This window comes from Vibrio minamisatsumaniensis (assembly GCF_050337445.1).
Classification (GTDB): Bacteria; Pseudomonadota; Gammaproteobacteria; order Enterobacterales; family Vibrionaceae; genus Vibrio; species Vibrio artabrorum.
In genome coordinates this window covers 19760-32588 of record NZ_JAKJSY010000025.1, presented here as the reverse complement: position 1 = coordinate 32588, position 12829 = coordinate 19760, and the positions used below count along the sequence as shown (strand labels likewise).

Annotated in this window: 11 protein-coding genes; 3 read left to right on the top strand and 8 right to left on the bottom strand. The window is 44.8% G+C overall.

Annotation, left to right across the window (positions count from 1 at the left end; genetic code table 11):
* The first annotated feature begins 192 nt into the window (after positions 1 to 192).
* Positions 193 to 1725 carry a phospholipase D family protein gene (locus L4B77_RS07450; RefSeq protein ID WP_429749493.1) on the top strand — a complete coding sequence of 511 codons (1533 nt, stop codon included), beginning with the start codon at positions 193 to 195 and terminating at the stop codon, positions 1723 to 1725.
* 121 nt (positions 1726 to 1846) lie between these two features.
* Here the strand turns inward: L4B77_RS07450 and nfsA are convergent, their stop codons facing one another.
* The gene (nfsA, locus tag L4B77_RS07445; RefSeq protein WP_261840547.1) at positions 1847 to 2569 is read right to left on the bottom strand and encodes an oxygen-insensitive NADPH nitroreductase; all 723 of its coding nucleotides are present in this window, start codon (positions 2567 to 2569) and stop codon (positions 1847 to 1849) included.
* A gap of 749 nt (positions 2570 to 3318) precedes the next feature.
* Here nfsA and L4B77_RS07440 point away from each other — a divergent pair.
* Positions 3319 to 3558, top strand: coding sequence for an HP1242/YdcH family protein (locus L4B77_RS07440; protein ID WP_261840555.1), 240 nt, complete (start codon positions 3319 to 3321; stop codon positions 3556 to 3558).
* Between the two features lie 253 nt (positions 3559 to 3811).
* Here the strand turns inward: L4B77_RS07440 and glpD are convergent, their stop codons facing one another.
* The 5 genes from glpD to L4B77_RS07415 all read right to left on the bottom strand — a co-directional run bounded on the left by glpD (position 3812) and on the right by L4B77_RS07415 (position 10016).
* Positions 3812 to 5371, bottom strand: a complete 1560-nt coding sequence (glpD, locus tag L4B77_RS07435) for a glycerol-3-phosphate dehydrogenase (RefSeq protein ID WP_429749490.1) — start codon at positions 5369 to 5371, stop codon at positions 3812 to 3814.
* A 261-nt stretch (positions 5372 to 5632) separates the two neighbouring features.
* Positions 5633 to 6418 carry a DeoR/GlpR family transcriptional regulator gene (locus L4B77_RS07430; RefSeq protein ID WP_429749488.1) on the bottom strand — a complete coding sequence of 262 codons (786 nt, stop codon included), beginning with the start codon at positions 6416 to 6418 and terminating at the stop codon, positions 5633 to 5635.
* Positions 6419 to 6710: 292 nt separating this feature from the next.
* Positions 6711 to 8231: a glycerol kinase GlpK gene (gene glpK / locus L4B77_RS07425; RefSeq protein ID WP_261840558.1), complete on the bottom strand. Its 1521-nt coding sequence runs from the start codon at positions 8229 to 8231 to the stop codon at positions 6711 to 6713.
* 58 nt (positions 8232 to 8289) lie between these two features.
* Positions 8290 to 9144 (bottom strand): MIP/aquaporin family protein, encoded by an 855-nt coding sequence (locus L4B77_RS07420; protein ID WP_429749486.1) that lies wholly within the window; start codon positions 9142 to 9144, stop codon positions 8290 to 8292.
* 440 nt (positions 9145 to 9584) lie between these two features.
* On the bottom strand, positions 9585 to 10016 hold the full coding sequence (locus L4B77_RS07415; RefSeq protein ID WP_429749484.1) for a PACE efflux transporter: 432 nt from the start codon (positions 10014 to 10016) through the stop codon (positions 9585 to 9587).
* Between the two features lie 129 nt (positions 10017 to 10145).
* On the opposite strand from L4B77_RS07415, the gene L4B77_RS07410 reads away from it, so the two are divergent.
* Positions 10146 to 11027: a LysR family transcriptional regulator gene (locus tag L4B77_RS07410; protein WP_429749482.1), complete on the top strand. Its 882-nt coding sequence runs from the start codon at positions 10146 to 10148 to the stop codon at positions 11025 to 11027.
* A 111-nt stretch (positions 11028 to 11138) separates the two neighbouring features.
* Here L4B77_RS07410 and arsB read toward each other — a convergent pair whose 3' ends face one another.
* Positions 11139 to 12194: an ACR3 family arsenite efflux transporter gene (gene arsB, locus L4B77_RS07405; RefSeq protein ID WP_429749480.1), complete on the bottom strand. Its 1056-nt coding sequence runs from the start codon at positions 12192 to 12194 to the stop codon at positions 11139 to 11141.
* Positions 12195 to 12304: 110 nt separating this feature from the next.
* Positions 12305 to 12646, bottom strand: a complete 342-nt coding sequence (locus tag L4B77_RS07400) for an ArsR/SmtB family transcription factor (RefSeq protein WP_429749478.1) — start codon at positions 12644 to 12646, stop codon at positions 12305 to 12307.
* Positions 12647 to 12829 lie beyond the last annotated feature (183 nt).

Genomic DNA, 12829 nt, shown 5'->3' with positions numbered 1-12829 from the left:
AAAGTGCTGAAATTGGACGATAACGAGTAATTATCTTATCGAATCGAGAAAGCCCGAACCTAGGTTCGGGCTTTTTTTCTATAAATTTCAGGTTTTAGCAGTAATAATCAAGGAATAGACCTAAACAACTTGTTCATCGCAAAGTTGTAGGGACAGTTTCTAACGACGTCACCGTGAAAGGAAGTCAGACATATGCCTGTGCTCCAACGCATCAGTTTAACCTTAATCTTAGTCGCTATTCTCGGCGGCTGTTCTTCATTACCAGAAGGCATCGACCATCCCGTTGAATCGAAAACCTCGCCAAAACCGAGCACTTTGTCGACTTTAGTCAGTGAATATCAACCTGAACATTTAGATCAAGCAACCACCGCTGTTCATTTACAAGAATCAGGTTGGGACGCCTTAGCTCAGCGATTGGCTTTGGTTGAAAGTGCTGAACATAGCATAGACATTCAATATTATATCTGGAACTCCGACGAATCGGGTCGTTACCTAGCTAGCCGTGTGTTAGCGGCGGCCGATCGTGGCGTGAAGGTACGAGTGATGCTTGATGATATCAACTTAAACGAACGAGAAGGGTTATTATCGGCACTGAATGCACACCCGAATGTCGAGATCCGAATTTTCAACCCAACACCAGCGCGGCATGGTTTCAGTAAATGGTTGAGTTTTGTTGGGGATTTTTCTCGTTTAAACCGTCGTATGCATAATAAGTCGTTTACCGTAGATGGCACCTTGTCTGTGGTAGGCGGGCGTAATATTGGTGACGAATACTTCGATCTTTCAGACGAGATCAACTTCCGAGACCGTGATGTGTTGGTTATGGGCTCGGTCGTTAATACCATCCAAACCAGTTTTATCGAATACTGGAATAGCCGTTGGTCTTACCCCGTCGATATGTTGGGTGACGATGAACGACCGGATCTTTCAAAGATAGATGATATTGCCGTTCCCCATTATCAACATTACCCAGAACTGCCCTTAGACCATGAAGCGGCAAATAGTTTGCTCCAAGAGGTGATTGGTGACATGACTTGGGTAAATGCCCGTTTTGTTTACGACCAACCTGTCCCTGTCGATGCCGATAATACCGATCAACCGAAAGCGACTGCCGTCTTTCTCGGAAAGCTGGCGAGTGAATCGAAACAAGAAATCTTACTTGAGTCGGCATACCTTGTTTTCGATGACAGTCAACTGAAAGAGTGGAGAGAGTTGAACAACGAAGGTGTTGATATAAAGGCGCTGACCAATTCAATGGCGTCCAATGATCTTGTGACCAATCACTCCGCTTATGCGGGCAGACGCTACGATATGTTGGAAAATGGCATCGACCTGTTTGAGTTAAAGCCTGAATCTAAGCTGTGTGAAGCGTCGACTCAAGATGTGTCTAAATGTGCGCCTGACACGGCTTATGGTTTACACGCTAAATCAGTCGTCTTTGACCGCAGTATCGCGAGCATTGGCTCATTTAACTTCAACTTGCGCTCTACCTACCTCAATACGGAATCGGTTTTGATCATCGAGAATAAAGCCATTGCTGAAACGTTAGCAGATACCATCGAACAAGCAATGAGTGAAGATAATAGTTGGCGATTAGAACTGAAAGACGGTGATGTGTACTGGTATTCCGGCGAGCAAAGCTGGGATAGCGAACCAGAAACCGGTAAGTGGGAACGAATGCAATCTGGCTTCCTACAATTGTTACCGATTGAGAAATATCTGTAAGCTAGCGGCCTCTGGATAAATAAAAATGTCAGCGTATCGTACGCTGACATTTTTGTTTGTGCTGTGGTTTGCTGCAATCTCTTAACGGCTTAGCGGCTTAGCGGCTTAACGGCTTAACGGCTTAACGTTTGGTCAGCTGCTTGCTGTTCAAGTAAGGCAGGATATGCGGGCGAGATTCGCCAGATAGCTTTTGCGTGATCTGCTGGGACCAACTGCTCTGCTTTTGGTTGCTTGAACGGCTTGCGTAGTAGCTTTGCATCGAATCATCGTAGCTGGCAATGTCATCTAGGCTCAGTGGCTGGTATTGGTTTTCGTGCATCACCACGTGAGCTGGAAGGCGAGGCTTAACTTCGGGTTGCTGCGCTGGGTGACCTAAGCACATGCCGAACAACACGGCGGTATGTTGTGGTAGTTGTAACAGTTCATCGACTTGTTGTGCGCTGTTACGCAGCCCGCCAATGTACACGCCACCTAATCCAAGAGATTCAGCCGCCAGCATACAGTTTTGCGCCATGATGCCAGAATCTACTGCGCCAATCAGGGTCAGTTCAGTAAAGTCGGTTTTCACTTCAGGGTTGATTTGAGCGTGGCGTTGGTAGTCGATACAGAACACTAAAAATTCAGCCGCATTCTCAACGTAAGCTTGGTTACCTGCGTACTCGGCTAACAGTTTGCGCTTTTCTTTGTCTGTCACTCTCACGATAGAAACAGCCTGCAGTAAACTGGATGATGAAGCCGCGAGACCAGCCTGAATAATCACATCAAGTTGTGCTTTTTCAATCGGTTGATTTGTATATTGACGAATGGAGCGGTGCCCCAGAATAGTTTCAATCGTGCTGTTCATGTTCTCTGACAGTCCTTGCTTTTATGGTGGTATTACAAGTCACCATAACGACATTTGTGGTTGGGGTAAACCTCAAACAATGTTAGTTAGGGTAATGTATCGCCCATAACATCACCTATCCAGCGTTTGTTTGGTAATCTGAGATTAGTTTTAGATCCTAGTCTTGGATCTGTCGTTACTTTAACTCTCGTGTGATTTTTATCCTGTGTGGTGAAAGTTTTTTGTACAAAAGCAGGTCGTTAATTAAGGAAGCGGTGCTTTGTTCATTCACCAAGGCTTTATCGGCTGATAATGTTTTAGTTAATGATTGAGGTATCCGCGTCTTTAAGCACTATGCTTTAGTCATGACCAAACGAGGATTAATTATGAAATGGCTTATCTTATCGGTGACATTATTGTTTGTGGCGGGGTGCCAATCAACAGGCTCTGAAACATCTTCACATGATCAAATGAATAAAGTTGATACCAGAGGATGCAGTAGCTAGCTCCTTTTTGTGGACATACCTTTCAGCTACTCATATTGCGACTTGTATCGTTGTTCTTATCAATAGCTTTTTCCTAAAAAGCCTTGTCGTGTCATAAGGTTTTTTGTGCAAAACACTTATTTATTCTTGTAAATTGGCGCACCTTAATTGCCTATATTCTATGCTGTGTACTGGATCTCATTTGTTCTTTTAGCCACTTGCTAAAGTTAATAAGGAATGTGTTTAAGACTTACTCAATCACTTTACTTAACTTAAGAGGTTCCTATGCTAGGTGAAAATCACTCTCTTGTTCACGAATTTCCTGAAATGAAAGACAAAATTGCTGAGCTTGTTCAATCTGATAGTGGCTTTGCCGAAGCCATGAAGACATACGACCAACTTGATAAAGAGATTCGTAAGCTTGAGCTGAAAGATTCACCCATTGATGACGGCTCGATGCACCAATTGAAACATGATCGTTCTGTACTGAAAGACGTACTGCATGCTCGTATAACGGGTTTATGAGCAGGTCATTTTGCTGATTGGCTAAATGACGAATTGCAGATTTAGACAATAAAAACTCCTTCGGGAGTTTTTTATTTTTCTAGTCTTTGACTCTGTTTTCGCGTACAAGTTTTTCTAGAGAAAGGAAAATTTTCGATATCGGTAGCCCCTAGTTGGTATCAAGCCTATGATAGGGGCTGATATAAAAAGCTTAGCGGGGGGACGCTAAGCTTGGTTGTTGATCATGTTCTTGAACCATGTCTAAGCTGGTGGGTTAGCCTACTTGAGAAAAGCTTAATACCTTGCTTTGTCGCTTCTCTTTTAAGTAATCCGTCACCGTTTGCTGCTCGGATTCGCTCATGTACAGGCCGAGTTTGGTTCTGCGCCACAAGATGTCTTCGTCAGTCATCGCCATCTCTTCATTGATCAAGTAATCGATTTCAACTTGATAAACGCCATGCGCCTCGCTTGATAATTGAATGCCAAGGTCAGCTTGGCTATCTGCGCCTTCCAGTAGCTTCCACGTGTAAGTACCAAATTGAGTCACGTAGCGAAGTAACAACGCTTCAGATGCCCAAGGGTATTGAGTGTGGATCATCTTCGCAAGCTGCTCTCTGCTGCAACTAAAGTTACCACCTGGAAGCGTGTCATTGGCAGTCCAAGGTGCACCCATGTTGGGTAGGTATGGCTCAAGTTTCTTAAGTGCCGCTTCGCCGAGCTTACGATAAGTGGTCAACTTGCCACCGAAGATCGAAAGCAGTGGTGCTTGATCAAGCTCTGCGTCCAATTCCAATGTGTAGTCACGAGTGATCGCTTGTGGTGAATCCGATTCATCATCACAAAGCGGTCTGACGCCACTGTATGTCCAAACCACGTCTTCACGACCAAGTTGTTTGACAAAGTGTTGGTTAACAATATCAATCAAGTAATCGACTTCGACATCATCAATAGCAACTTCGCGCGGGTCGCCTTTGTATTCGAGGTCAGTGGTGCCGATGATCGAGAACTTATCTAGGTAAGGGATCATGAACACAATGCGATTGTCTTTGTTTTGCAGAATGTACGCTTGTGGTTCGTCGTGAATGCGTGGCACAACAATGTGTGAGCCTTTGATCAGACGAATATTACGAGGCGAAGCCTGCTCTAATCCATCATCAAAGAACTGCTTAACCCAAGGGCCAGCCGCGTTAACCAGCGCTTTCGCTTTACGTTCAAAACGCTGGTTTGTCATCACATCAAGGATCGTTACATGCCAAATATCACCTTCACGGTGTGCTTTTTCAACACGGCAGTAGTTACGTACTTCTGCGTTGTTCTCTTTTGCTGCCAACACGTTGAGCAACACCATGCGCGCATCATCCACCCAGCAATCTGAGTATTCGAAGCCGGTCTTCATTTCTGGTTTCAGTAGGCCCGATTTCGCTAGGTTGACGGTCTTACTTCCCGGAAGAGTGGTGCGCTTACCCAAGTTATCGTAAAGGAATAGGCCACAGCGAATCATCCAAGCTGGGCGTAAAAATGGTCGATGAGGTAAACGGAAGCGCATTGGTTGAGCAACATGAGGTGCTTTTCTTAACAAAACTTCACGTTCAGCGAGTGCTTCCGAAACCAAACGAAATTCGTAATGTTCAAGGTAGCGTAGGCCACCGTGGATAAGCTTTGAGCTGGCAGAAGACGTCGCAGATGCGAAATCATTTGCTTCGTATAAGCCAACGTTTAGACCACGACCGGCTGCGTCAGCCGCGATGCCTGCACCATTGATGCCGCCGCCAATCACGATCAAGTCTAAAGTGGAAGATGTACTGTTGTTTGAATTATTTTGTTGAGCACTCATGGTTTTGACCTCTTTCTGAGCGAACGAGCATTTTAGAACTTAATTGAATCCTATATGAACTTTCGTTTTCGGTCATTTATTATTTTCGTTTATGCGCGTTTTATGTGATTTGAGCATAAAAAAACCTCTGCTTATAAAAGCAGAGGTTCAAAAAAGTCTAATTCGAGCATTGAAGCGACGGTAGGTGTGAGCAAGTTTTACTTTTCTATAAAGAATCGTGATTCATTTAAGAAAGTGGCGTCACTGAGCGCTTGTTTTGATTTATTCGCTCATAGGACGAGCGGTATCGATCACTTCTAGCGGTATTGCGGAATCTTTAAGGATGTTGAGAATCTCTTCCGGTGGTTGCTGATTAGTAAACACCATGTGCGCTTGAGATATATTGCCGAGCTTTACCATCGCATTACGACCAAATTTACTGTGGTCGACGGCTAAGAAGATGCTGCGACTGTTTTCGATGATGGCTTGTTTCACACGAACTTCGTGGTAATCAAAATCGAGCAGTGATCCATCAAAGTCGATGCCGCTGATGCCTAAGATGCCGAAATCGAGGCGGAACTGCTTCACGAAATCGAGGGTCGCTTCGCCTACAATGCCGCCATCACGGTTTCTCACTTCGCCACCGGCCAAGATAACCTTTATCTCTGGGTTAGGCAGAAGAATGCTGGCAACGTTAATGTTGTTAGTGACAACTCGTAATTGTTTGTGACTTTTGTTGAGCGCGCGGGCGACCGATTCTGGCGTGGTGCCAATATCCACAAACAGGGTTGCACCATCTGGGATGTGCTTAACCAGTTCGTCGGAAATCACGTCTTTTTCGTTGAAGTTGAGCGCTTTACGCGTGTTATATGAGGTGTTCTCCGAACTTAAAGGAATGGTTGCACCACCGTGATAGCGACGGATTTTGTTGCTATCGGCCAGTTCATTGAGGTCTCGTCTGATGGTTTGTGGGCTGACATCGAACTTTTCAACGAGCTCTTCGGTGCTCACATATCCTTGTGTTTTTACCAGATCTACAATCTGCTGGTGTCTTGGTATCTGCTTCACTTAACTTACCACTCCCTGCGCGCAAAGGGCTCTAGCGCGTCAAAATCGAAAATATGAACTTACGCTATTGTGCTCGAATTGATGAAAAGAGAGAAGTCATGATGGTAAGGAATCATGTCTAAACCGCAAAAACGCGGGGCAAAACGTAGAATTTGAGCCTGAAACGCAAAAAAGAGCACAAAATAGTGCTCTTTTTAGTTTCGTTTGCTGAGGTTCGAGCAATCTAATCGATGAGATTGCTCGAGTTCCTAGGTCAACGGTTAATGACTAATGATTAGCTGAATACTCAGTATTACTCTTCGTCGTCATCGTGTAGCTCAGACCAAACCTGTGCACACTTGATAGCACGCTTCCAGCCTTTGTAACGACGGTTACGTTTCTCTTCGTCGTGATGTGGCATGAAGGTGCGGTTCAGAACGGCTTTATTTTGAAGCTCGTCAATGCTGTCCCAGAAACCAACCGCTAGGCCGGCAAGGTAAGCCGCACCAAGAGCGGTTACTTCTGTTACTTCAGGGCGGTGAACTTCAGTATCAAGCACGTCTGATTGGAATTGCATTAGGAAGTTATTCGCTACTGCGCCGCCGTCAACTCGTAGGTTCGCTAGCTTGATGCCAGAGTCCGCTTGCATCGCGTCTAGTACGTCACGCGTTTGGTAAGCAATGCCTTCCAAGGTTGCACGGATGATGTGGTTAGAGTTAACACCACGAGTCAGGCCAACAATCGTACCGCGAGCGTAAGCATCCCAGTAGGGGGCGCCTAAACCAGTAAACGCTGGGACTACGTAAACGCCGTTTGAAGAGTCGACTTTGGTTGCGAAGTACTCAGAGTCTTCTGCGCCAGCCAATAGCTTCATCTCATCACGTAGCCATTGGATTGATGCGCCGCCCATGAATACCGCCCCTTCCAATGCGTATGCTGGTTCGCCTTTAGGGCCACATGCCAGTGTGGTGAGTAGGCCGTTCTTGGATGTGACTTTCTCTTGGCCCGTGTTCATTAGAAGGAAGCAACCTGTGCCGTAAGTGTTTTTCGCTTGGCCGGCTTCTACACACATTTGACCGTAAAGTGCCGCTTGTTGGTCACCGGCAATGCCCGCGATAGGAATACGAGTTCCGCCTTTACCACCCAGGTTCGTTTGACCGTAAACCTCAGAAGAACGCTTCACTTCAGGCATCATTGATGACGGGATACCCATTTCATCAAGCAGCTTTTGATCCCAACATAGATCGTTGATGTTGAACAACATAGTACGTGATGCGTTAGTGTAATCCGTAACGTGAACACGTCCTTGAGTCATCTTCCAAACCAACCAAGTATCAACGGTACCGAACAGTAGTTTGCCAGCTTCAGCGTCTTCGCGAGCGCCTTCAACGTTGTCTAGAATCCATTTTACTTTGGTACCTGAGAAATACGGGTCAAGGACTAAGCCAGTATTATCACGTACGTAGTCTTCTAGGCCTCGTGCTTTAAGGTCTTCACAGATATCTGCTGTGCGGCGACACTGCCATACGATGGCGTTATAAACAGGTTTGCCTGTCTCTTTGTTCCAAACAATGGTGGTTTCACGTTGGTTAGTGATACCAATACCTGCTAACTCGTCGCTGCGAATGCCTGCTTTAGCAAGCGCTTCAACTAATGTAGAGCTTTGAGTTGCCCAGATTTCCATTGGATCATGCTCAACCCAACCGGCTTTCGGGTAAATCTGAGTGAATTCTCGTTGAGAAGAGCTAACGATGTTTGCATCGTGATCGAGGATTACAGCGCGAGAGCTTGTGGTGCCTTGGTCTAGGGCAACAATGTATTTTTTCTCGGTCATGGTAAGAATCCTTTTTCTTTTGTTATTTATATTTTAGTAAATGTAAGATCGCTTAGGATTAAGCTTGAGCTTGTTCAGCTTCTTGTTCTGTTTCACATTGGTTTGGTATTGTGCAGCCTTGGCCTTGCAAAGGTAGGTAAGCACCAATAACACGTGGGTACAACCAACCACCAAAACATGCACCAGCAATTGGGGCCAGAATTGGAACGATGAAGTAAGGAATGTCACGAGCACCGCTTAGTGCGAAATCCCAACCTGCAAAGTAAGCAAAGAGTTTTGGTCCGAAGTCACGAGCCGGATTCATTGCAAAACCAGTCAGTGGACCTAAAGAGCCACCGATTACTGCGATAAGAATACCGATCAGCAGTGGATTCATCGCACCGCGCGAGGCGCCATTGTTCTCATCACCTAACGCTAAGATGGCAAACATCAACACAGCAGTAATCACGAATTCCACAGCAAAAGCGCCGAAGAAAGAGAGTGAAGCATGTGGGTAAGTCGAAAAGATACCAGCGGTTGAGAGTGCTTCTTGGCTGCTACGAACGAAGTTGTGTGCGATTTCGTAATCAGTGAATAAGTTACTGTACAGGGCGTAAACTAATGCTGCAGAGCAGAATGCGCCTAGTAGCTGAGAAATGATGTAAGGCAGCACTTTCGCTTTGTCAAAGCCATGGAACATGGCCAGAGCGATTGTTACGGCTGGATTGATGTGCGCGCCAGAAACCCCAGCAGTACAGTAAATTGCAATCGCCACTCCAAAGCCCCAGATGATGCTGATTTCCCATTGCCCGAATGTTGCACCGGTGAGCACCAGCGCCGCCACACAGCCAACACCAAAGAATATCAGTAATCCAGTTCCTATGAATTCGGCTAAGCATTGTCCAAATAAAGAAGGGTGTTTGTTCGTTGTCATGTTCGAGTCCTTTTTTAGTTTTGCTCATCTAGCACGTGCATTGTGCATATATTTGTAAAATCGAAAATAAACGAGCATCAAAAGTGAGTGTTTGAGCGTATTTTTGTTAAATTACATCGATTGGAATGTTAAATTGAGCACTTTTGTTCGAAATGGAATGCTTAATGGACGACATTGCGTAAGTGACGTGTTTTGAGGTCGATAAAACTACCTGTATGTAAACGGATGCACAACTGGTACGAGGTGTTTCTGCTTGGATTTGTGATGCGACTTCATAAGTGGTGAATTATTAGGCTCAATCAGGACAGGCAGTGTCAGGTTGTGACTCTCTTAGAGGTTTGAAAGGGGGATAAATTAAACTCATATGCACAAATGAATACACTGCCAACTAGGGTGTCGTTTGGCAGTGTATTTCAGGTATTTTTCTCGAATTTACAGCTCTAAACCAGAGCTGCCACTTTTCCTTTCGCTACCAATTGATCGCGAACCGAGTCATACGCCCAGTTGAACGCAATCGCGTAAAGTACGAAGAAAATCACTAGGCCGATGTCCATGATCAGTACGGTTAGGAAGTCGAGTTGTAGAACCCACATCAAGACAGGTAGAGTCACTGTCATCAAGCCAAGTTCAAAACCTAATCCGTGCAGAATACGTGTTTTCTTGGTTCTTTTGCTTCGGTCTGCTCCGTAAATTTTGTCATAGCCATAGTTGTAAACGTAGTTCCACGCCATCGCTATCAATGATATTGCGAGCGCTAAGCCTGCCATTTCACCTGTGCTCTTTCCTGTAATATAGGTTGCAAGCCCTGCCATTAAAACCAAAGCAACCAATTCAAATAGCACCATGTGCAACATGCGTTCTTTATGTGACATTTTTCTAACTCTCTTTACGATTAATAGCCGCCGATGGGCTAATGACTTGGCTAGATAATATCTACTTAACTGATATTATAAAGATAGTTATCATCACATTTGGTGATGGTAAGTTTTGGGAGAAACCGAATGTACAACATTGAACAGCTGAAAATGTTTGTGTATGCCGTTGAATTAGGGTCATTTTCTGCCAGTGCTCGTCACTTGGGTAAGGTGCAGTCGGCGGTGAGCCAAGGCATCAGTAATCTTGAAATAGATTTTAATGTTGAGCTTTTTGATCGTTCGACTCGAAAGCCTTCACTAACCAAAGCGGGCGAGCAGTTATTTAAACAGGTGAAAGCGATCGTGCTTCAGGTTGAAGATCTGAATGTAACAGTTAACGCGATGGGTAGCGGAGAAGAGGGGCTCATCAAAATTGCATTAGATGATTCATTGCTGGTACCGAACCTATCTAAGATCCTTAGTCAGTTCAGTAAACAATTCCCTGCGACCGAAGTCGAACTGATTGCGTGTACCACGACAGAGGTCAATCCGTTGATTATCGAAGAGAGGGCCGACATTGGATTGATGTTTACCAACTTGGCTTTTGATGTCGGTTCTGAGCCTTGTTTTATCGGTCACTTACCGTTTATTGCTGTGTGTCATCCAAGTCATTCGCTCGCAAAAACAGGTGTCGCAAAACTTTCTGATTTACTCCCGCATCGTCAGTTAATGTTGAGGGGAGACAAAGGCAAGGTGATGGATCAGTTTCCACTGATTGCCGGTAAGGTGTGGTGGTCAAATAGCTTTATTGTTATTAAAGAGATAGTACTCGGCAGTGATATTGGCTGGGCATACTTACCTAAACATCTGGTCGAAGAGGAGGTGAATAAGCAGCGTTTAGTGGAGATTAATGTCTCATTTGATCACAAAACATGGTCGCCGCCCGTTGATCTTGTATTGTCTAAAACACGCTCTAAAGGACCAGCGTTACTTTGGCTTGAACAAGCTTTGAAAGGCTTATTGGACTAAACGTAAACTGGACGAGAATTAAATTGGATGATACTTGATAAAGAAAAGGCTCACCGTTTAATGTGTGAGCCATTCTGTTTAAAGTAATACTGCTTTTTGTTAGCTGTAACTCTAGATGCTAGGTTTAACCGTCTGACCGTTGTAGTACTTGCTTTTCATCTTAAGCGCCACGTTCACTAGGTAAATTAATACTGGTACTTCAATCAGTGGACCGATAACACCTGCAAACGCTTGGTCTGAGTTGATACCGAATACTGAGATAGCAACGGCAATCGCTAGCTCGAAGTTGTTACCTGTCGCGGTGAATGCAATGGATGCGTTCTTGTCGTATTCAATACCCATCTTCTTACCAATGAAGAAGCTGATGAAGAACATCGCTGTGAAGTAGATAGTTAGTGGAACCGCAATCAACAATACGTCCATTGGCAGTTCTACAATCATCTCGCCTTTTAGGCTGAACATCAGAACGATGGTTGCCAGTAGTGCAATCAGTGTGATTGGAGAGATACGTGGAATAAACACGTCGTTGTACCACTGCTCGCCTTTCATCGACACAAGGATCTTCCGGCTTAGGAAGCCCGCTAGAAATGGGATACCTAGGTAGATAAGGACACTGTGTGCAATGTCGATCATCGAGATATCAACCAACATGCCTTGGTAACCAAATACTGGCGGAAGAACGCTGATGAACAACCACGCCATAAAGCTGTAGCTCACCACTTGGAATGCACTGTTTAGAGCAACCAATGCCGCGCCGTACTCTTTGTTACCGCCGCCGATGTCGTTCCAAACCAGAACCATTGCTACACAACGAGCTAGACCAATCAGAATCACGCCAACCATGTAACCTGGGTGGTCACCCAAGAAAGTCAGTGCCAATACAAACATCACAATTGGGCCAACAAGCCAGTTCATGATCAAAGATAGCTTGATCGCTTTCTTATCTTTTACCACGGTGCCGAGCAGGTTGTAGTTAACCTTAGCCAGAGGTGGGTACATCATTAAGATAAGGCCAATCGCCAGTGGAATGTTGGTGGTACCAACCGACATCGATTCGTTCCACTGTTCGATCTGTGGGAATAGGGTGCCAAGCAATACACCAAGGCCCATGGCAATAAAGATCCACAGTGTTAAGTAGCGATCGAGAAAACCTAACTTTGGTTTCATGATAATCTCTCTTTGTTGATATCGTAAATCGTCGAAAAACGATTGGTGCTGACAAAAAAACACGCTTAAAAGTAAAGGCCACTAAAAGCCGATCATTCAAGCGTGAACTTCTATTTTAAAATGCTGTTAAATACCGATTCGAAACGTTGAATATTGTCGCGGTCAATGCGGTAACACATCTTCGGTGGAATCGACTCAGCCGTAATAAAGCCAGAGGTTTTCAATATTCTTAAGTGCTCTGATACGGTTGATTGAGCTAAACCCAACTCACTCACCAGATCACTGTTCAAGCAGCCGCCCGATTTTTCTAAAGCGGACAAGATACTAAGTATGCGAATTCTCGCTGGATGAGCGAGTGCTTTGGCTAACGCAGCCATCTCTTTTTCTGCTTCAGCATTACTCGGCGGAAGAGGTAGAGAACAGCTATCTATTGCTTGGCATGTTGCAGTCATAGTTAGTGGGCTCACTTACTACTAATCGTTAAAAGACGATTGATAGTAAGCCTATTTCTTTTATTGGTCAACGCGAAATTTAAAAGTCGGCTTAAATTGGCATATTAAATCAGTCGCTTGAGTTAAGCTGATACTCGTTTTTTTATCTGTTTTTGCTCTCTTATTGCGCATAAACAAGATCTT

What these genes read in the sequence shown, in the direction of transcription:
- L4B77_RS07410 (WP_429749482.1), top strand. Translation starts at nt 10,146, where the DNA reads ATGTACAACATTGAACAGCTGAAAATGTTTGTGTATGCCGTTGAATTA.
- glpK (WP_261840558.1), bottom strand. Translation starts at nt 8,231, where the DNA reads ATGACCGAGAAAAAATACATTGTTGCCCTAGACCAAGGCACCACAAGC.
- nfsA (WP_261840547.1), bottom strand. Translation starts at nt 2,569, where the DNA reads ATGAACAGCACGATTGAAACTATTCTGGGGCACCGCTCCATTCGTCAA.
- L4B77_RS07415 (WP_429749484.1), bottom strand. Translation starts at nt 10,016, where the DNA reads ATGTCACATAAAGAACGCATGTTGCACATGGTGCTATTTGAATTGGTT.
- L4B77_RS07450 (WP_429749493.1), top strand. Translation starts at nt 193, where the DNA reads ATGCCTGTGCTCCAACGCATCAGTTTAACCTTAATCTTAGTCGCTATT.
- L4B77_RS07420 (WP_429749486.1), bottom strand. Translation starts at nt 9,144, where the DNA reads ATGACAACGAACAAACACCCTTCTTTATTTGGACAATGCTTAGCCGAA.
- L4B77_RS07400 (WP_429749478.1), bottom strand. Translation starts at nt 12,646, where the DNA reads ATGACTGCAACATGCCAAGCAATAGATAGCTGTTCTCTACCTCTTCCG.
- L4B77_RS07440 (WP_261840555.1), top strand. Translation starts at nt 3,319, where the DNA reads ATGCTAGGTGAAAATCACTCTCTTGTTCACGAATTTCCTGAAATGAAA.
- glpD (WP_429749490.1), bottom strand. Translation starts at nt 5,371, where the DNA reads ATGAGTGCTCAACAAAATAATTCAAACAACAGTACATCTTCCACTTTA.
- arsB (WP_429749480.1), bottom strand. Translation starts at nt 12,194, where the DNA reads ATGAAACCAAAGTTAGGTTTTCTCGATCGCTACTTAACACTGTGGATC.